The sequence below is a fragment of the Bradyrhizobium sp. UFLA05-125 genome (assembly GCF_059803515.1).
The window spans coordinates 1-19,852 of sequence record NZ_JBANBJ010000084.1 but is presented as its reverse complement, the minus strand read 5'-3'; the positions used below and the strand labels follow the sequence as shown (position 1 = coordinate 19,852).

The window sequence follows — 19,852 nt, the reverse complement described above, 5'->3', positions numbered from 1 at the left end:
TCTTGCTCTCCGGCGATCCCAACGAGCGGCGTCAGATGTGATAGATGTCGATGACCTGGTGGATGTAGTCGCTCTTGAGCACGACCTTCTTGGTCAGGATCCGCAGTTCCTCACCGCGCGTATCCAGCGTGTAGAAGGCGGCACCGAAGAAGCTGTCGGTCTTCTTGTAGCGGTGGCTGAGCGTGTGCCAGTTGAAGCGCAGGTCGAGCTCGCCGTCGCGCTTCTCCAAGATTTCGACATTCGAGACATTGTGGCTGGTACGCGGCTCCGGCGTGCTCGCGCCGGACCGCTCGGTCTTGATGCGGAAGACGCGATCTTCCAGCCCCTCCCGGTTGGGATAGTAGATCAGCGAGATATGCTGCTGCGGGTCCTCGACGAGGAGGTCGTCGTCGTCCCACGCCGGCATCCAGAAACTGGCCTTGGGCGAATAGAGCTTGATCCATTCGTCCCACTGCCGGTCATCCAGCAGCCGCGCCTCACGAAAGAGGAAGGAGCGGACCTGTTCGAGATCGAAATTGCTGATGGGCACGAGCGTGCTGGCGGTTGCGATGCTCATGCGGCCTCTCCCCGCAACGCAACGACGTCGCCTGCCGCTTCGCCGCCATGTCGCAGGACCGCCTGGCGCAACGACTTGGCCCAGAACTCATGCTGGCGCACGAACAGGCCTTCGTCCTCGCTGCGTTCGCCGCTCAGCAGCGGCTCGAGGCCGATCGCCCTGGCGTTCTCATCCGGGCCGTCGATCCAATGGACGGCGCCCCGACTGAGGTCGTTCCAGAGTTCGCCGGCGCCGACATAGGCGGTCTGACAAGCACGGAATTCTTCCAGATCGTCCGGCGTGCCCATGCCGGAGACGTTGAAGAAGTCCTCGTATTGCCGGATGCGGGTCGCGCGTTCCTTCGCGTCCTCTCCTTTGGGCGCGAAGCAGTAGATGGTCACCTCGGTCTCGTCGACGCTGATCGGCCGCACCACACGGATCTGCGTCGAGAACTGGTCCATGAGGTAGACATTCGGATAGATTCCGAGATTGCGGGTCTGACCGATGATGAAGCCGGCGCGATCCTTGCCGAGACGCGCTTCGAGCTCGTCCTTGTGATTGAAGACGGGCCGGACTTCGGGATTTAGCAGATTGGTCCAGAGCAGGATGTGTCCGTTCTCGAAGCCGTAGACCCCGCCCACGCTCCTGGACCAGCCGTTGGCGTCGACCGTCTTGGTGCCCTCGTTCTCATAGTTGCGATGGCCCATGGTCGCCGAGTAGTTCCAATGCACGGAGCTCACGTGATATCCATCGGCGCCGTTCTCCATCTGGAGCTTCCAATTGCCGTCGTAGATGTAGGAGGAATTACCGCGCAGCACCTCGATGCCGCCAGGCGCCCCGTCGACGATCTGGTCGATCACGGCCTTCGCGCCGCCCAGATGCTCCTCGAGGGAAGCGACGTTCGGATTGAGGCTGCCGAACAGAAAGCCGCGATAGCTCTCGAAGCGCGGAACCTTCGCCAGGTCGTGCGAGCCGTGGGTGTTGAACGAGGCCGGGTAGTCGCCAGTCTTGCCGTCCTTAACCTTGAGGAGCTTGCCCGAATTGCTGAAGGTCCAACCGTGGAATGGACAGGTAAAGCTGCCCTTGTTGCCGTGCTTTCGCCGGCATAGCATTGCGCCGCGATGGGCGCAGGCATTAATCATCGCATGGAGCTCGCCTGCCTTATCGCGGGTGATCATGATCGGTTTGCGGCCGATCCAGGCGCTGAAATAGTCGTTGTTTTCAGGTATCTGGCTCTCGTGCGCCAGGAACACCCAGTTGCCCTCGAAGATGTGCTTCATCTCCAGCTCGAACATCTCAGCATCGGTGAAGATGTCGCGCCGGCACCGGAAGAGCCCGCGCTCCTTGTCTTCGACCACCGCGCCGTCGATGCGCTCCAGCAGTGTCGTCATAGTTTCCTCTCCTCTTCGTATTTGTTGCCGTGTCGCAGCGCTACCGGGGCTTAGGCAGCCTCGGCACGCGGGCGGCTGGAAAGGTGCTCGTCGGAACCGTCGCCGGCGCGCTGGAGCTGGAAGTCAAAGTTGATGTAGGCGCTGTCGCCCTGGCGCTGCGGGACCGGCAGCAGACCGTCGCGGGTGGCGAACGCGAAGTCGTCAGCCGCATGCGGATCGTCGCCGAAGTTGATCTGCGTCGTCAGCTTCCGGTAACCGGGCGCTTCGATGAAGAAGTGGACGTGTGCCGGGCGATGACCGTGGCGGCCGATCGCCTTCATCAGCGTGTCGGTGGCGCCGCCGGGCGGCACGGAATAGCCGTTCGGCATCTTGGAGTGGAAAGAGTATTTTCCGTCGGCGCCGAGCTTGATGCGCGCGCGGTTGTTGAACGGCGTCTGTTCACGGGTCGGGTCGAAGTGCGAGTACCAGCCCTGTGAGTTGGCGTGCCAGACGTGCAGGATCGCGTCCGTGACCGGTTCGCCATCCGGACCGGTAACGCGCCCCCTCATGTACAGGCTGCCAGTCTCGTCCGGATCCTTTGTCAGATTGACATCGCCTTCCTCAAGCGGCGCGCCGGAGACGTAAAGGGGCCCCTCGATGGTGCGCGGCGTACCGCCAGTGCGGCCTGCTTCCGCGTCCTTCGCATCCATAAATAGATCCAGGAAGTGCTCGAGGCCCGTACCTGGCACCAGCAGACCGAACTCCGGCGCGCCCTTCTGCAGGAAATTGATGGCGCCCCAGAAGTCGTCCTCGCTGATGTCGTGCCGGACGATGATCTCGGCGCCGGCCTCGACGATGTCGCGGACGATGGCCTTCAGGCGCGCATCCCCGCCGGGCTGATTGAGGCCCGCCGCCTTGTCGATCAATGCCTGGACGTTCGCAGTCTTCACGAAGCTCGTATCCATGTCGTCTCTCCCTTGGTTATAAGTCCGGCATACGGACGTTCGTCGTTCGAAACGTTTCAGCGCTCGTCGTCGTAGATTGAGGAAGGGTGCCGGCATAGCGGCGTGACCTTCATTTCCATGAACGGATAGAGCGGAAGGCTCATCAGGATGTCGTGAAGCTCGGCGTTGCTCTCGACATCAAAGATGCTGACGTTCGCGTAGTGGCCGACGACGCGCCAGATGTGGCGCCACTTGCCGGCACGCTGGAGCTCCTGAAACCGATCTTTCTCGCGAGCCTTGAGGCGTGCGGCTTCATCCTTGTTAAAGTCCATCGGGACACGGACGTTCATCTCAACCATCGTGAGCATGCGTCACGCTCCCTTCGCTGCGACGACATGCAAGGTTGGCGCGGTGCGGTCCCGACGAAACCGGGCGATCTTGTCCTCGTCGAGCGCGATCCCGAGACCAGGCCCCGTCGGCACCCCCAGCGAGAAGTCGGCGTAGTCCAGCGGCTCGGCCAAAATCTCCTCCGTGAGCAGGAGCGGGCCGAACAGCTCGGTACCCCAGGCGAGCTTGGGAAACGTCGCGAAGAGATGGGCGGAAGCTGCGGTGCCGACACCCGCCTCGAGCATGGTGCCGCCATAGAGACCAATCCCTGAGGCATCGGCGATGGCCGCGACGTCGCGACCGGCATGCAGTCCGCCCGACTGGGCGATCTTCACGGCGAACACGCGGGCGGCGGCGCTGGCGGCAACACGGAACGCGTCGCGGGGACCATGTAGCGCCTCGTCGGCCATCAGCGGGATGCCGTGCCGCGCGGACAGACGCGCCATGGTGGCAAGCGCGTCGCGGGCGACCGGCTGTTCGACCAGGTCGCAGCCGGCGTCTTCCAGCATCTTCATGCCAGCGTCGGCCTGTGCCTCGTCCCAGCCTTGGTTGACGTCGACGCGGACGCTGCCCCGGTTTCCAATAGCTTTCTTGATCGCCGCAACATGCGCGACATCGTCGGCCACGCTGCGCTTGCCGATCTTCAGCTTGAAGATCGAATGTCGCCTGGCCTCGATCATCGCCTCGGCTTCCTCGATGTCGCGCGCTGTATTTCCACTCGCGAGCGTCCAGGCCACCGCCAGGCGGTCGCGTACGCGTCCCCCGCCGATCAGTTCGGAGACGGGCACGCCGAGACGCTTGCCGGCGGCATCAAGCAGCGCGGTCTCGATCGCGCACTTGGCGATATGGTTGCCGACGACGCTGCGACCGATCTTCGACATTGTCTCGGCGACACGGGACACTTCACAGGTCTTCAGGACCGGCGCGATATAGGTATCGATTGCAAGCTTGATGCCTTCCGGGCTTTCTTCGCCGTAGCTCAGACCACCGATCGTGGTGCCCTCGCCGATCCCGATGACACCGTCTGAGCAGGTGATCCGGACCAGAACGACGGCTTGGCTGCGCATCGTGGCCATCGCCAGGACGTGAGGCCTTATCGTGGGCACATCGACTATAAAGGTATCGATCTGGGCAGCTTTGCTCGTCACCGGCGCATCCTCGAATTCGCATTTCTTGGCTGAAAACTAGATATTTGCGGCATCGATGGCAAAGACCGATTGGGTCCAATATTATACCCGTGAGGTATACGGCTTCAGATGGGACAATGGTCACCTCTGCTTTTCCGTACGTTCGACAACGAGTATCGGTGTGTCGTCCGCCGCCAGGGACCTTCGATAGCCGCCCCGATCGGTCACCCTCTCGAAAAGCAAGGCGACCCGCCTCGCTGGAGCCAATGGCTGACGGTCGTCTCTTTCTCTACGTCAAGGTGTCCCATGAGCACTCGGTTTACCCGGCCGGCGATTGCTAGCCCGTTGAGACATGCTAAACATTGTTGTGATTGTCGGCCTTGGAGCACACGTGCATCGGGATAGCGCTTCGATCTTCAGGTCAGAGGCGGCTCGCAGAGTTCAAGCCGCATCGAATTCACTGCGCGCAGCCCTGCGGTTAAGCACTTGGATCGGTGATCGACTTTCAGCCCTTCACGCCGATCTAGGGATTTTAGGCGCTGGCCGCTCCAATTGCGGTTCGATCCACAGGCGCGAAGCTTCGGATTTCCTTGAGGATGGTGCAGGCGCAGTGGCCACACTTCGCCGTGCAGCCGAGCAAGGCGTACACGCGACTGACCCGCGGGCACGGTGCGACGCTTGCGATCGCAGATCTAATCTCGAGCTCGCTGAGGACGTTGCAACTGCAAACGATCACGGCGCATTCCTGGCTGGAGAAGCTGCTAGGATCGCAACGGGAGGCAGTCCTGGCGAGACTGCCGCCGCCACGATGGTGGATGAAGCGAGACCACCCTAGGGCGTAACATCCGATCGAAACAGGACCGCCTCAGTCTATATTCATACCTGCGGGGTATGGTGCCCGCCCAATTCCCCTCCTCATCGGAGGGACACGTCGGGTACTATGTCGCTCGACGGTCAAGCACAGCCCGCGTCGCGGCCTACATCCATGTTTCGGCGTTGTCGGATGAGCCGATGCTTGCCGATCCCAATGTTGTCCTCCCAGCCGGTCCGCACCGCGTCGGCGCTCCGTTGAATGACGCGTCGCGTTTCCGCGAGCGGGAGGGGTTGCCGGATCAGCTTGAAGCGAAGGATCGATTGTGTCTATCTCAATACTCGAGAGGTATGGACGCGATTGGAGGGCTGTTCCCATGGAGCTCCGTCATCTGCGCTACTTCACCACCGTGGCTGCGGAGGGCTCCTTCAGTCGCGCCGCCGAGAAACTCCACATTGCGCAACCACCGTTAAGCCGCCAAGTACAGCAGCTCGAGGACGAACTGGGCGTGCGTCTGCTCGATCGTGGGCGACCGCTTACGTTGACAGAGCCCGGACGATATCTGTTCGAACAGGGACGCCAGATCCTGCAGCGCATTGATGAGATGCGCGCGATGACCAAGCGGATCGCCAAAGGCACGGTATTACAGTTCAACATTGGCTTTGTCGCATCCACCCTCTACGACGCTCTTCCGGAACTGATCCGCCGCTTCCGCATCATCATGCCCGGCGCAGAGATCAATCTTCTGGAGATGACGACGCTCGAGCAGGTCGCAGCACTAAAGGACGGTCGTATCGATGTAGGTTTCGGCCGACTGAGATTCGACGATGAGGCGATCGTCCGTAGCGTCATCCGTGAAGAACGCGTCTGCCTTGTGGTACCACGCCGGCACAAATTGGCGGCCAAGAAGGGAAAGTTGCGGCTGCGCGCAACCGCTGACGAACCTCTTATTGTCTATCCCAAGTCGCCGCGGCCGAGCTACGCGGATCAAGTTCTTTCATTCTATCGCGATGCAGGCATTGAGCCGCGGGTCGCGATGGAGGCGAAGGAGTTGCAGACCGCGCTCGGTCTTGTCGCCTCTGGTGGCGGGGTCTGCATCGTGCCTGCCTCCGTGAGGCGCTTCGGGCGCGACGACGTATGCTTTATCGACCTCGATGAGCCGAAGATGATTTCGCCGATCATCATGAGCTATCGCAAGAATGACGCGTCAATGCTGCTCACGCAACTGATCAAGCTAGTTCGCGAATTCGACAAATGGGATACATCTACCGGCCACCCAGCCCCCAGTTCGTCTATGGTCCGTGGCAATTCCGTGCCATAGCAACGTCTCACGGCGGAACTGACGCGCAGGCCGCGGTGGCCGGCCCTTACGACAGGTTCCGTGCTGCCAATTGCTGATTTTCGACAGGCAAATTAGCGATCTATGAATTGGTCAAGCGCATAAGGGGCAGCGACGCACGTCTCCCAAAACGTGTCGCGGCTCAACGAGGTCCGGTTAGGACTTCGCGCTGGGAAGGGACAATAAGGTTCACGCTTTTCGACTCCTGAACCTCAAACCGGTCGAATTCGACTCATTTTTGCTAGGAGCGTCCTTCCCCGTGCGCTCAGCCCAAGGACCGCCGGCCTACACCGCCGATCAGACAAAACCGGGGCCGGCGGGTCCGAGGGTGCAACTGACACGGAGCGCCTAACCCGAAACGGCTAGTCTGGTTATACGACTGGAACCAAATGCACCATTAGTTGATTAAAAGGCATCAATCGCTCAACGGAGTGCGATTCATGCGTGACGAAGAGCTAGCTGCCAAAGCCCTTGGGGATGCGCAGCGTATTCTGGAAGAATACCTCAAGCCCCAACCACGCACCAACGAGCGCGTAATCCTTGATCAATTGGTTGAAGTGCTCGAACGTCCCGATCTTCTTGTTGCAATCAGTCGGATGAAGCACAGTCGCTAGCGTCGTCGCGGTCCTGCTGGGCAAGCTTTGACCATTCGTCGGCTAGTGCGAGCCAAGCCTGTTCGTCTGCAGGATTGCGCGCGTTCGCTGCCCGATCCCGGCATTCCTCTGCAAATTTTAGGTACCTTGCCACTTCGTTAGACATGACGAAGCTTGCTCAGTGTTTGGCAGCAGCCAGAAACGCGCTGCACGCGTCCGCTTCTGGCGGGCCAACCAACAACCATGCGCCGACAGCAATCAGGAGCGAGCAGCCGAGAGTCCACCCTGCCAGCCGCATTAGGGCATTACATCCATCAGGGAAAGAGCAGCGGCATTGAAGCTTGGTCCGCCTGCCGCGAAGTAGATCGCGACGAGCGCGATAGCTGAAAAGACCACGTAACCAAGAATTATCAAGCCGTCGTAGCTACGAACTAGGGACGGCATTGCTGAGTATTGTGCAATAGCCATGGCCAAATGTCCTAATCGAGCAGCGCGTCATTGCGCGCCACGATTTTAGAACCGGTCCGAAAAATCAGTGTGAAGCAGTTCACGTCGGCAGAAAAAAAGAAACCCGCCCCGGCGATGACGAGATGGCCGCTATGGCGCAGATTCCGAAATTTCTTCGTCCGCCTCGTTCGTCTGAGTCGCCCGATCAAGGGCCAGCTTGTCCCAACGCCAGACCCCGTCAATCTTCGTCTGCTTCGTCATCTCCCCAGCCGCAACCATCCTATCAAACACCTGTGGCGTCCCCCGATAAGCCAGCTCGAATGGCTCAATGCCCGTTCAACCCGACCGCATCGTTTCGCTGCCGTGCAACGATTGCGTGGCTTTGTCTCGTCGATCCTGCTAGAAGCACCGCGCAACAGCATAGACGGAACTTCTAATGGCCGGCTTAACTGGCGACGCTAGTCGCCAAATGCCGCTCTCCCAGTGTAAGGGGCGTGAATCGTCTCGCAACGTAACAGCTGCGGTGTATCTATCATCGTTTCCGGATTTCAGCCGATGTTGGAGGCCGGCAAGACCCTGCCGGGATTCATGATGCCGGCTGGATCGAACATGGACTTTACTCTCTTCATCAGTTCCATCTCCACAGGTGACTTGTAACGCGCCATCTCCTTTAGGTGAATTGAGCCAATGCCGTGCTCAGCACTGAAGGTGCCGCCAAGATCGGAAGCTATATCATACAAGAGATGGCCGACGCCGTGCGTACAGGCCGATTTGTCTCCCTTGGCAGCCCACTCGGCGTGGCTGAACATGGCGATGTAGTGCAGATTACCATCTCCCAAATGTCCAACGACAATCGGAACAGCTTGGGGAAACGCCGACGCCAGGGCCGCCTCGGCGCGTCGAACAAACTCGGGAATCTTTGCAGGGGGCACCGCAATATCATGGGTCAGGCCCATGCCTGCCTTGACATTCGCTTCGGTGACATGGTGCCGGATGTGCCAGAGCTGATGCCGCTGGCGCTCGCTGGTGGCAATAGTCGCGTCGGCAACAGCTCCCGAGTTCACCGACGCTTCCAAAGTTGACATTAGCCGATCCGACATCACATCCTCGGGTTCGGCGCCGGCCAACTCGACGAGGACATACCAAGGCGCACCCTTAGACAACGGATGTGCCGTACCCTGAATGTGCGTGACGACCAGCTCGAATTCGCTCGCCGATATCAGCTCGACGGCAGAAACCGTGCCCGGGAATTGAGTTTGAACGTCAAGGGCCAGTTGCGATGCGTCCTCGATCGAATTGGTCGCAACCAGCGCGGTGATCGTATGACGCGGCAAAGGCAACAGCTTTAGCGCCGCAGCGGTGACGATCCCTATCGTTCCTTCCGAACCGATGAACAGGTTTTTCAGATCATAGCCACTGTTGTTCTTACGCAGGGTCCGCAAGCCATTCCAGATCGTTCCGTCCGGCAGTACCGCCTCGATACCGAGAACCAGATCGCGCATATTTCCATAGCGGACGACCGCGGTTCCTCCAGCGTTGGTCGCGATATTTCCACCAATCTGGCACGACCCCTCTGCTCCGAGGCTCATCGGAAACAGACGGTTCGCTGCGCGTGCGACATCCTGTACGTTCGCCAGCACACAGCCCGCCTCAACCAGCAATGAATTATCCTTGGGATCGACGGATAAGATCCGGTTCATTCGCCGCAGATTCAGGACTATGCCATTGCCCAGCATGTCCGGCACCGATCCGCCACAAACACTCGTATTTCCACCTTGCGGATAGATCGGGACGCGGCGATCGGCGCAGAGTTTGACGATCTCGGAAACAGCTTTGGTCGACCCCGGGAGCGCGACAGCCAACGCGGATCCTTCGTGACGTTTCCGCCAATCGACGAGATGCGGCCGCATCTCCACAGGCTCCTCGATCAGGAGCGTATCCGCGATTGCACGAAGCGCGATCAGAAATGCATCGGACATCGGGTCAGCCGTTCAGCAGGATTACATCGCCGTCATCCCATGCTACGTGGAGCCTGTCTCCGGGTCGCACGCGAAGGGCGGCTCGCTCTGAAATGCTCTTGGCGACAAAGGTGCCTCCGTTGGCCCTGCGCACAGTCACACGCGTCATGCCCCCGACGAATGAGACGTGGTCGACCTCCCCTGAAAGCGCGTTCACGCCGCCAGCCGGAAGATTGCCTTCGGAGATGATCCGCAGCTTCTCGGGCCGCACCAGCACCCTCTTCCCGATGCTTGCCGATTGAGCCGGACGAAAGGTTATGCCATCCGACGATCTGAGAAGACCGTCGCCAGTAGAGACAACGTCGAAGAGATTGGATTCGCCGATGAACTCTGCCGCAAATGTATTGAGCGGAGAGAAATAGAGTTCCTCGGGGGGACCGATCTGCGCGACACGACCGCTCTCCATCAGGCACACGGTATCAGACAGGTTCAGCGCCTCCTCCTGATCATGCGTAACGTAGACGATCGTCGTACCAAGCTCCATGTGAAGGCGCTTGATCTCTTCCTGCATCTGGTCGCGCATGTTCTTGTCAAGCGCGCCGAGAGGTTCATCCATCAGAATGATCTTGGGAGAATACACGATGCACCTGGCGATGCCGACACGCTGCTGCTGGCCGCCGGAGAGCTGGCGCGGCTTGCGAGCCTCGAATCCCGTAAGCCCGACGCGAGCGAGCACATCGGACACCTTGTCCGCGATTTCGGCTTTCGTCAGCCCCCTGATCTTCAGGGGATAGGCGACGTTGTCGAAGACGCTCATATGCGGCATCAGCGCATAATTCTGGAAGACCATGCCGATTCCACGCTCGCGCGGCGGCACCTCTGTCACGTCGCGTCCATCGATGAAGATGCGGCCGGAGGTCACGCCGACGGCACCAGAGATCAAGTTGAGGATAGTGGTTTTTCCAGAGCCACTCGGCCCCAGAAGCGTGAGGAACTCACCCCTGCGGACCGAGATGTCGGTGCGATGCAGCGCTGTAAATTCACCATAGGTCTTGCCGATGCCATCAAGCCTGATCATCGGCGCAGACGCACCTTCGATGGCTGTCATGGCGAGCACCTCCGTCCGCTTCTGGGGGATCATGCCGGCACCGGTACTGTGTAGGCAAGCGGAAGCCTTCCGCCGTCCGCGTAGATGGTCTGGCCGGTCATATAGCTCGACGCATCGCTCGCCAGGAAAATGGCGATCTTCGCGATCTCTTCGGGTTGACCGAGACGACCCATGGGCGTACGCGACAGTATGTTCTTGAAAGCAGCCGGATCGGTGTTGACGATCTGTGCAAGCAGCTCCGTTTCAATGCTCCCCGGACCGATGCCGTTGACACGGATACCGTGCTTGGCAAGGCCGAGAGCCATAACCGCAGTCAGCTGGTTCAATCCACCCTTGCTGACCGCGTAGGGCACGATGTGAGGGCTACAAACTACTGCGTTGATCGAGCTCATGTTGATGATCACGCCCCTGCGACCCAGTTCGACCATCTTGCGTGCGCTGGCCTGCCCAACCAAAAAGCCGCCCTTGAGATTGACGCGCAGGACCCGATCGAAATCGGCCTCGGTGATCTCCAGGATCTCGGCATTCTGATTAATGCCTGCATTGCTGACCGCAATATCGATACCGCCGAACCAGTCGCAGGTCTTCTCGACCAAGCGCGTGACATGCTCGGCGTTGCCGACGTCGCAATGACTGTAGCGGCAGCGATCGCCGAGCTCGGCGGCGAGTTGCGCGCCACGTTGATCTTGGACGTCGGCGATGACGACGTTGGCACCTTCCGTGATGAATTCGCGTGCAATTGCGGCACCGATGCCCTGCGCGGCACCAGTGACGATCGCTGTTTTACCTTCGAGCTGCATCTTTTCCTCTGTTTTAGGTATTCGCAGTGCTCACCCGCTCCCGGTCAAAGCAACCATCGTCGATCGCTTTTGAGAGAAACTGCTTCTGGATGCGTTGGGTCGGCGTCTTACGAAAATCGTCGACGAAAGCGACGAAGCGCGGGATCTGGAACGCCGCGAGACGAGGCTCGCACCACCCTAGGAGTTCAGCGGCCCCCAGATCCTGCCCCAGCTTGAGCTTGACAAAGAGCTTCAGGTCTTCGTCGGCCAGCTCGTTCGGCACGCCGATGAGAGCGCTCTCTTCGACTGCCGGATGATCATTGATCACCCGCTCCACCTCCCATGCGGAAATGTTCTCGCCGCGACGCCGGAGACTGTCCTTCTTGCGCCCGAGAAAGAAGATGAAGCCGTCTTCGTCTCGATAGGCGAGATCGCCGGTATAGAGCCAGCCGTCACGGATCGTCTTGGCTGTCGTCTCCGGATCCTTATGGTAATGCGCGACCATGACGCCGCGCTCCCTCTCGGCAACTCGGATTTCTCCGACTTCACGAGGCGCGGTCGAACCACCGCTTTCATTCACAATTTCGACTTCAAAATAGTCGACCGCCTTGCCAATGGAGCCCAGCCTGCCTTCAGTGTTGACGACACTGAAACTCGAGGTTTCGGTCATCCCGTATCCTTCGCGGATCTCGACGCCAAATCGCTCCTCGAATTCGCGCCAGACGCCGATGGGGCAGCCGCCACCCCACGCAATTGTGGCCCCGTGCTTGCGATCCTGCTCTGTTGGGGGTTGCTTCAACAGGAGTTGGAGCACGCCGCCGACGAAGTGGACATGAGTGGCCCCGTATTCCCGCACCTCGTCCCAGAATCGCGAGGCGCTAAAGCGCGCGACGAGGGCAAGCGTGACCGGCACCATCAGCGAGAGCACAAGCACCTCGCTGCCGAACACGTGGTAGATCGGATCCCAGAAATGAAGCACGCTTCCCGGCTGGATATTCCCGATCCAGATCGACCCCAACGCCGCTGCGCGCAGCATACGATCCGTCATCTCCACGCCTTTGGCGGGCCCCGTGGTTCCGGACGTGTAGAGGATAGTGCGGAGGTCATCATCGCGCACATCCACGCCAGGATTGGCATCGTTTGGATGCGACAGGATGGTATCGATCGAGGCGACGGCTCGCCGGTCGGCCGGAGCCCCGTCTCGCCACAGCTGCCGGATGTTGGGTCGCTCGACCAAGATGGGATCCAGATTCTGAGCATAGTCGCCGTCGGCGACGAGAAACTCGGGCGCCGCATGATCGACGATATAGGCGAGACCCGCCCCCTTGAGATTCACATTGATCGGCACTTGCACGGCACCGAGCTTCATCAGTGCGAAGAAAATCGTGATGTGATCGAGATGATGCCCGAGCATCACCGCGACATGAGTACCCTTGCCGACGCCGAGCTCCGCAAAACCATGGGCCGCCCGGTTGACGCCGCTGTTCATGGCGGCACACGTGGTGAAGACGTCACCTTGCCGACAAAAAACATGATCTGGCCGTTCTCGCGCGCAGCGCTCGAGAAGAAGCGGCACGCTCTCGTCGTCGGAAAACCAGGCGGTCTGTTTGCGCATCTCGGCCTCGCTACCAGAGCCAGCGCTTTTCGTCCGTGAGCGTCCAGCTCTCAACCTGGCCGGCAGCGTCGAAGGTTCTGGCAACCGCAACGTGACCGTTGCGGAGACGCGTCATCATCGCGAAGAGCGCAAACACCGCCTGGCGAAGTCCCTCATTGGCCTCGTATGCGAAAGGCATGAATCCGCGAATGCGAAGCACGGCGCTATCGGCTGACGTCGATTCGATACTGCATTCATTTCGGAACGAACGCAGCATCGCGGCAAAGCTCGTTGCAATTGCCACGGGCGAGGCCCCCTCCTCGCCGCTTGCCTTGGCAAGATCCGGACCGAATTGCACCGCGAGCAACCGCATCCCAGTCGCAACCAAGTCGCGCGCCGCCGGCGCCCCAAAAAGGCGGTGCATGATCTGAATGACATGCTGCACATAATCGACACCGTAGCTGTAGCTGCCCTTCAGCCAACGCGCCTCAGGCCATATCGCCGGATCGAGCTTCGGCGCCCTTTCAGGGTTGAATTCCGGCGTCCGCTCGACGTGTTCCACACGAAAGCGTTCCTCAGGTGCCAGGTCGTGATCATATTCCTGGAAGTAGCCCTCATCGTAGGGGTGTCCTTCGGCCACAAACTTGGTCGCCACCCAACCGAGTCGCGGACAGCCAAGGAGGCTGCCATTACGCGGATGCCAGGTCGAAAGAATTGTCCGGCGCACTGAGGTCGGTACCGCAAGCGCGGAGATGCCTGGATAGGTGCCCCACGGCGAGAGATAGCGGATCCAAACCTTCTTCGGACTCTCTTCGATGAGCTGCATGTTCAGGCCGCCAATCGAATTGCTGAAGTAATGGTATTTCGCGGCAGCGAGCGCCGGCGGATCGTTGTGAATCCCGAGCTTGACCAAAGCCGACTGAAAACGGGCCTTCTGTTCCGAGGACAGCAATGCAGCCCAGATGTCGTTCAGCGCTTTCTCACCTCGCTCGCGAAAGCAAACCGCCGTGAGGCCGGAGACCACAGTCCAGGCAAATTTGTTCGCGAGCACAACGCGTGCGCGCAGCGCAGCAATATCTTCTTCATCGTGGCTTGAACTGTGCATGGGCCTCAATCCTTCAGAAAAGTGTAAATTCCGGCCGTCATTGTCCCGGCGTACCCGGACGCTGAAGCGCCGCGGTCAGCATGCAGATGACGAAGGAAAGGACGGTCAGCATCGTTGAGACGGCCGCGATCACGGGCGATATCTCCCATTGGATGCTCGAATACATTTTTACCGGCAGTGTAGTGGTCGTCGCCGAAGCGAGGAACCAGGAGATCACGACCTCGTCGAACGAGATCAGGAAGGCAAACAGACCGCCCGCGAGGATCGAGGGTACGAGTTGTGGCAGCACGACCGAGGTAAACATGCGATAGCGGCCGGCGCCCATCAGAGTCGCGCCGAACTCGAGGTTCGGGTCAAGCTTCTGGACACCAGCAGCGATCATGACGATGACGAACGGCGTGACGTAGATCGTGTGGCCGAGCACGAGCGCCAGGGTCGAGCCGGAGAGACGCACATAGGAGAAGTACAGATACAATCCGAGCGCCATGACGATGGCCGGGATGACGAGCGGACTCATCATCAGTAGTGTGATTGCTCGCTTGCCGCGAAATTCGTAGCGGACGATGCCATAGGCGGCCGGAACCGCAGTCAGCAGTGCGAGGCACGTCGCAATGAGCGCGATCTTCAGGCTTTGCAACAGTGGGCCGGTCCAGGCGGGCGTAGAAAAGAATATCTGATAGAGCTCGATCGAGAACTCGCGCGGCGGGAAACGGATCTCATTCTTTGTCCCGAAGGAAACCGGAACCACGATCAGACTCGGCACCAGGAGAAAGGCGTAGACCAGACCAGCGAGCAGCGAACCAAAACGGCGATAGCGGCGTTTGAGCGAGTCGCGCTGGTCAGAGGTGACCGACATCACGTCCTCCTGACAAGGCGATTGCGGCGGATCCACAGCGCCGGCGCCGAGAGCAGGATGACCATGACGAGCAACAACACCCCGATCGCAGCGGCCATGTTCCAGTCGAGCGTCTCACGCGTGTAGAAATCGACAAGATTGGCGAGCATGACGTCCTGCCGCCCGCCGAGCAGTGCTGGGATGATGAAGAAGCCGAGAGACATCACCATCACGCTGGAAACGCCAGCCATGACGCCCGGCAGGCTGAGCGGCAGCGTTATCGTGAAGAAGATCCGGGTAGGCCGCGCGCTCATGATATCGGCAGCCCGATACAGCGCGGGATCGATCGCGAGCAGGCTCGCCAGCACCGGGAAGACGATGAACGGCGTCAGGTAGTTCGTCATGCCGACCATCACGCCGAAGCGATTGAGAATCATCGGCAATGCAATGTGCGAGCCCGACACCCAGCTCAGCAAAGAGTTGATCACGCCTTCCCGGCCGAGGATGACTGTGAAGGCGTAGCTCTTGACCAGGATGCTGGTCCAGAATGGTAGCAGCACCAGCACCATATAGAGGGCGCGGCGCCGCGGCGACTGACGCGCCAGATGCAACGCGACCGCATAACCGAGCACGAGACTGATCAGTGAAGCCGAGACACTGATCTCGATAGTCGTATAGAGGGAGCGCCGGAACAGCGTGCTCGAGAGAAGGTTCTCGAACGCCTCAGGTGAGAGCGCTCGTCCGTCCACGCTGGTGACGAGAATGAATAGCAGAGGCACTGCCGCGATCGCCAGCGACAGAATTGCCGCTGGCGAGACGTAGGCCGCCGCTGCCCGTGAGTTCTCGACACCGCTCACGGTCAGAGTCCGATCACGATCTTCGTCGCCGGAGCACTCACGTGAGCACCCACTCCTTGAAGCGGCGGCTAAGCTTCTCGAAATTGTCCGACCACCACATTTCGTCCATGATCAGGTTCTGACCGGAACTCATGTCGGGCAGCCATTTCCGCGTGTCAGCCGAGAGCATCGGCAATGCTTTCTTGCTGACCGGGGTGTTGCCGAGCAGTTCCATGACCGCTGCCTGCCTTGCCGGCTGCATGGCATAGGAGACGAACTTCAGGGCATTGTCCTTGTTCGGCGCGTTCTTGAGCACCGCAAGGTATTCCAGCCCGTTCAGTGTCTGGGCGAAGGAAAAGGCCATGCCGGCGCCTGTCGCACCCGTTGTCCTCACGCGCGAGGCGTACGAATAGCTGAAATCGACCTCATTCGTCTGGAGCAAGGTGATGGTCTGCGGGGTCGAATCGACCCATTTGGCTACGCTCGGCTTGATCCGATCGAGTGCTTTGAAAGCTCGATCGACGTCGAGCGGATAGATCTTGGAAGGAGGAACACCATCCGCCAGGAGCGCGGCCTCGAGTGTTTCGCTCGGGCGGTTACGGAAGGTGCGGCGACCCGGAAAAGCTTTGGCGTCGAAATATTCGGCGAAGTTCTTGGGATACTTGCCTTCGGCATAGCGCTTGGGATCATAGGCGATGCCACCGGCGAAGGTGTAGAAGGGCACCAGATCCGTCGTTGCCGCTATCGACAAGTCCGAAGCATCGAATAATGAGGAGCTCAGCGGCTCCCAGTATCCCGCCTTCGAACCGGCCGTGCCCATCGCACCTGGCGCATCGAAGACGTCCCATTCAACGTTACCGGTTGTAACTTGCGCCTTCACCTTGGCAAGGTCCGGCGTATCGATCACCGTCACATTGATGCCCGTCTCGGCCATGAAGGGCTTGATCAGTCCCTCCTCGACCGAACTGCGGTAGGTGCCACCCCAGGTCACAAAGACCAGGTTCTTGGAAGCGGCCTCGGCGCGGCCGTGCCGTAGCACAAACGGCGCGGCCATGCTCAGTGCGGCGCCTCCACCGATACTCCTGAGCAAGTGACGCCGCGACAGCCGAATTACACTTGACCTCCCATTGCACTCAGACATGAGATCCTCCTCTAAATTCCCATCGTGAAAAGCTTCAGGCGGCAGTGGACTTGAAATTCGGCAAGCCTCTTTCTCGCTCCAAGGTAACTGGAAGCGCCTTCGCCAATAATTGTCGTGTTTCCTCGCTCACCGGCAGAAGCGGCGTGAGCGTCTCTCCTGAGGGGAAACCGGACATGGCCAGTGCGGCCTTGAGCGGTCCTGGATTGTGTTCCCGATAGAGCAGGTTGACGGTTGGCATGAGCTCCGCATGCAAGGTCTTCGCCTGATCGAACTTTCCCGCGGAAGCGAGGCGATACAATTCGGCCCAAATCCGCGGAAACAGGCACGAGGTTGCCAGCAGACCGCCGCGTGCGCCCATGGCGATGTGAAGCGGGAAGACATTTTCCTCGCCGGTGAGAATGGACATCTCAGCGCCAGCGAGCTCCATCGCTCGCAGCTGGACCGAGAGATCCTGGTTGCAGGCCTTCATGGCGACGACGCGAGTTTGCCGTGCCAACGCGTCCACTGTCTCAGGCGTCAATGAAATGCCCGTTCGGTACGGGATCTCATAGAGCATCAGGTCAGCATCGACGGCGTCCGACAGCTTCTTGAAGTAGTCGACGATTCCGTTCTGCGTGGGCCGCGCATAGTAGGGTGTCACCACGAGCAAGGCGCTAGCGCCGGCCTCGACAAATTCGCGGCAGGTGATCAGCGTCTCGCCAAAGCCCGGTGACAACACGCCCGGAATCACCGGCACGCGACCGCCGACCGCTTCGAGCGTCGCATCCACCATCTGTCGTCGCTGTTTGGGGGTGAGCGACACATATTCGCCTGTCCCCCCAACGGGAGCGAGGCCATCGGCGCCTTCCGAGACAAGATGCTCGGCAAGTTTACGAACCGCCGGGTTGTCGATATCTCCCGACGCCGCCACGGGCGTCGGAGTCGCGGTGATAATCCCTTGGTAGGCGGTTGTTGCCGTCTTCACGCCGTGGTCTCCACAGTTGGGACAAAGCGTTGCGAGTCGCCCACTTGATCACTCTTACTGGCGCTCTGATAGTGACGCTCGATGAACGACACGGAGTACTTTCCAGCGGCGGCATCCTCGGCAATCGACGTCGGCGAGCGATCGCTTGCAGGGCCATAGCCGCCTGCGCCCGGCGTCTCGACGGAGACCGCCGTCTCGGGCGTGAGCTTCATGCCTGTGAGCTTGGGCGGAAGCGCTTCGACGCGACCATCAGTCCGATGCAGTTGGAACCGGCCGGGTCGACCAGGCTCGCCTCCGAAGATCCCCCCTGGTGCGTGGCGGAAACGTTCACCTACGCCCGAAAACTCGCAGGTATGACCGACCGGCCGAACGACCCGACGCAGGCCGAGACCGCCACGGTAGGTCCCAGCACCGCCGGAGTCGACGACAAGACCATATTCTTCGACGCGCAACGGATATTCCATCTCGATTGCCTCGACCGGCAGGTTCGAGGTGTTTGTGATGTGGACTTGCACGCCATCCTTGCCGTCCCGATCGTTCCGCGCGCCCATGCCGCCGCCGAGCGTTTCAAGATAGACGTAAGGCTGTCCGGTCTGCGGGTCCGTGCCGGCGAAAACCATGCTGGTATTCGCGCCATTGGCGCATCCAATCACGCGCTCCGGCAATACGGAGGCAAGTGCACCAAGCACGACGTCAATCACGCGCTGACAAGTATTGGCACGCAAGGCGACCGCGGCGGGCGCAACACAGTTCACGATGGTGCCCTGGGGCGCCACGATTTCGAAAGACTGCACAACACCCTCGTTGTTGGGCATCGAAGGGTCGAGCAACGCCTTCAGGGCGTAGCAGACAGAAGATCGCACGGCGTTGAGGGTAAGATTGATGTTGCCGGCGACCTGCCGAGCCGACCCCGTGAAATCGAAGACAGCCTCCGTCCCGCGCTTGCGGACCGTCAGGGCGATGACGACGTCGGATTGACCGGCACCGTCGTCATCCATCATGTCCGCGCTCGACCACTCGCCGTCGGGCAGCGCCCCAATTGCAGAGCGCATCCGCGCGCGGCTGCGTTCGATGATTTCGTCGAACGCGGTCTCCATCTTTCCGAGCCCGTAGCGACCACAGAGATCGTGAAGACGCTCGACGCCCAGCCGGCACGCCGCGATCTGCGCATTGAGATCGCCCTTTCGCTCCGTCGGCAGGCGCATGTTCAGAAGAAGGAGATCGAAGATATCGCGAACCAGCTCTCCCGCGCTATAGAGCCGAACGACCGGAATGCGGAGACCTTCCTGATAGATCTCGGTCAGGCCACCGGACATCGACCCTCGCGCTGCACCACCTACGTCGGCGTGATGCGCGATGTTGCAGACGAAGGCGACAAGCTTATCGTCCACAAAGACCGGCGCGGCGAGATTGATGTCGGGCAGATGCGTGCCACCGGCGACATGTGGGTCATTTCCGACGAAAATGTCACCAGGCCGAATATCTCCGACGAACCGCGCCTGGAGGATCTCGACGAGACCGCTCATCGAGGCAAGGTGGATCGGCAATGCGTTTTCCGCCTGCACGATAAGGCGACCATCTGCATCAAGGATCGCCACCGAATGATCGTGACGCTCCTTGATGTTGGTTGAGAATGCAGACCGCTGGATGGTCAGGAAGCACTCATCCGTTGTCGAACGCAGCCCGTTCCACAAGATCTCCAGGGTGATCGGATCGAGATTGGTCTCGGTCACGGATGAAACTCCATGATAATATTGCGCGCGTCGTCCACACGGGCGGACCAGCGCGGCGGCACGACGGTCGTGGAGTCGAACTGGGTAACGATTGCCGGTCCCTGCAGCACCTCGCCAGGATCCAATTTGGATCGATGCACCACGGTGGTTTCGACCGGTCCTGACTTGTCAAACCAGGCAGTGACCGACGTCCGCCCAGCGTCCGCCACCGCCTGACGTAGCCGGGGATCACCTTCGCGTTCCTGC

18 protein-coding genes and 1 pseudogene are annotated in these 19,852 nt (G+C 60.2%); 2 read left to right on the top strand and 17 right to left on the bottom strand.

What is annotated here, in order from left to right; genetic code table 11:
• Positions 1-31 precede the first annotated feature (31 nt).
• The 5 genes from benB to SO156_RS39550 are packed head-to-tail and all read right to left on the bottom strand — an operon-like array spanning position 32 to position 4,384.
• Positions 32-556, bottom strand: a complete 525-nt coding sequence (gene benB, locus SO156_RS39570) for a benzoate 1,2-dioxygenase small subunit (protein WP_458150183.1) — start codon at positions 554-556, stop codon at positions 32-34.
• On the bottom strand, positions 553-1,926 hold the full coding sequence (locus SO156_RS39565) for a Rieske 2Fe-2S domain-containing protein (RefSeq protein ID WP_458150182.1): 1,374 nt from the start codon (positions 1,924-1,926) through the stop codon (positions 553-555). The genes benB and SO156_RS39565 overlap by 4 nt, the downstream gene beginning before the upstream one ends.
• 50 nt (positions 1,927-1,976) lie before the next feature.
• Positions 1,977-2,870: a dioxygenase family protein gene (locus SO156_RS39560; RefSeq protein WP_458150181.1), complete on the bottom strand. Its 894-nt coding sequence runs from the start codon at positions 2,868-2,870 to the stop codon at positions 1,977-1,979.
• A 56-nt stretch (positions 2,871-2,926) separates the two neighbouring features.
• Positions 2,927-3,217, bottom strand: coding sequence for a muconolactone Delta-isomerase (catC, locus tag SO156_RS39555; protein WP_458150180.1), 291 nt, complete (start codon positions 3,215-3,217; stop codon positions 2,927-2,929).
• A 3-nt stretch (positions 3,218-3,220) separates the two neighbouring features.
• Complete coding sequence (locus tag SO156_RS39550; protein WP_498538553.1) at positions 3,221-4,384, bottom strand: muconate/chloromuconate family cycloisomerase; 1,164 nt, start codon at positions 4,382-4,384, stop codon at positions 3,221-3,223.
• 1,166 nt (positions 4,385-5,550) lie between these two features.
• Here SO156_RS39550 and SO156_RS39545 point away from each other — a divergent pair.
• Both SO156_RS39545 and SO156_RS39540 read left to right on the top strand, forming a co-directional pair.
• Positions 5,551-6,495 carry a LysR family transcriptional regulator gene (locus SO156_RS39545; RefSeq protein ID WP_498538552.1) on the top strand — a complete coding sequence of 315 codons (945 nt, stop codon included), beginning with the start codon at positions 5,551-5,553 and terminating at the stop codon, positions 6,493-6,495.
• Positions 6,496-6,953: 458 nt separating this feature from the next.
• Positions 6,954-7,127: a hypothetical protein gene (locus SO156_RS39540; protein WP_458150177.1), complete on the top strand. Its 174-nt coding sequence runs from the start codon at positions 6,954-6,956 to the stop codon at positions 7,125-7,127.
• A 276-nt stretch (positions 7,128-7,403) separates the two neighbouring features.
• On the opposite strand, the gene SO156_RS39535 is transcribed toward SO156_RS39540, so the two are convergent.
• The 12 genes and pseudogenes from SO156_RS39535 to SO156_RS39480 all read right to left on the bottom strand — a co-directional run.
• Complete coding sequence (locus tag SO156_RS39535) at positions 7,404-7,574, bottom strand: hypothetical protein (RefSeq protein WP_458150176.1); 171 nt, start codon at positions 7,572-7,574, stop codon at positions 7,404-7,406.
• A 527-nt stretch (positions 7,575-8,101) separates the two neighbouring features.
• The gene (locus SO156_RS39530; protein ID WP_498538551.1) at positions 8,102-9,532 is read right to left on the bottom strand and encodes an FAD-binding oxidoreductase; all 1,431 of its coding nucleotides are present in this window, start codon (positions 9,530-9,532) and stop codon (positions 8,102-8,104) included.
• A 4-nt stretch (positions 9,533-9,536) separates the two neighbouring features.
• Positions 9,537-10,619: an ABC transporter ATP-binding protein gene (locus tag SO156_RS39525; protein WP_458150174.1), complete on the bottom strand. Its 1,083-nt coding sequence runs from the start codon at positions 10,617-10,619 to the stop codon at positions 9,537-9,539.
• Positions 10,620-10,648: 29 nt separating this feature from the next.
• Complete coding sequence (locus tag SO156_RS39520; protein ID WP_458150173.1) at positions 10,649-11,419, bottom strand: SDR family NAD(P)-dependent oxidoreductase; 771 nt, start codon at positions 11,417-11,419, stop codon at positions 10,649-10,651.
• 13 nt (positions 11,420-11,432) lie between these two features.
• Positions 11,433-13,013 (bottom strand): AMP-binding protein, encoded by a 1,581-nt coding sequence (locus SO156_RS39515; protein WP_498538550.1) that lies wholly within the window; start codon positions 13,011-13,013, stop codon positions 11,433-11,435.
• Between the two features lie 10 nt (positions 13,014-13,023).
• Positions 13,024-14,097 (bottom strand): hypothetical protein, encoded by a 1,074-nt coding sequence (locus SO156_RS39510; RefSeq protein WP_498538549.1) that lies wholly within the window; start codon positions 14,095-14,097, stop codon positions 13,024-13,026.
• Positions 14,098-14,134: 37 nt separating this feature from the next.
• Positions 14,135-14,953: an ABC transporter permease gene (locus tag SO156_RS39505; protein ID WP_498538548.1), complete on the bottom strand. Its 819-nt coding sequence runs from the start codon at positions 14,951-14,953 to the stop codon at positions 14,135-14,137.
• Positions 14,953-15,789: an ABC transporter permease gene (locus tag SO156_RS39500; protein WP_458150169.1), complete on the bottom strand. Its 837-nt coding sequence runs from the start codon at positions 15,787-15,789 to the stop codon at positions 14,953-14,955. Before SO156_RS39500 ends, SO156_RS39505 begins: the two co-directional genes overlap by 1 nt.
• 37 nt (positions 15,790-15,826) lie before the next feature.
• Positions 15,827-16,822, bottom strand: coding sequence for an ABC transporter substrate-binding protein (locus tag SO156_RS39495; RefSeq protein ID WP_458150168.1), 996 nt, complete (start codon positions 16,820-16,822; stop codon positions 15,827-15,829).
• 121 nt (positions 16,823-16,943) lie between these two features.
• On the bottom strand, positions 16,944-17,873 hold the full coding sequence (gene dapA / locus SO156_RS39490) for a 4-hydroxy-tetrahydrodipicolinate synthase (protein WP_458150167.1): 930 nt from the start codon (positions 17,871-17,873) through the stop codon (positions 16,944-16,946).
• Positions 17,870-19,606, bottom strand: a complete 1,737-nt coding sequence (locus SO156_RS39485) for a hydantoinase B/oxoprolinase family protein (RefSeq protein ID WP_498538547.1) — start codon at positions 19,604-19,606, stop codon at positions 17,870-17,872. Before SO156_RS39485 ends, dapA begins: the two co-directional genes overlap by 4 nt.
• Positions 19,603-19,852 (bottom strand): annotated as a pseudogene (locus SO156_RS39480) (hypothetical protein); the annotation flags it as partial. The gene SO156_RS39485 and the pseudogene SO156_RS39480, both read right to left, overlap by 4 nt.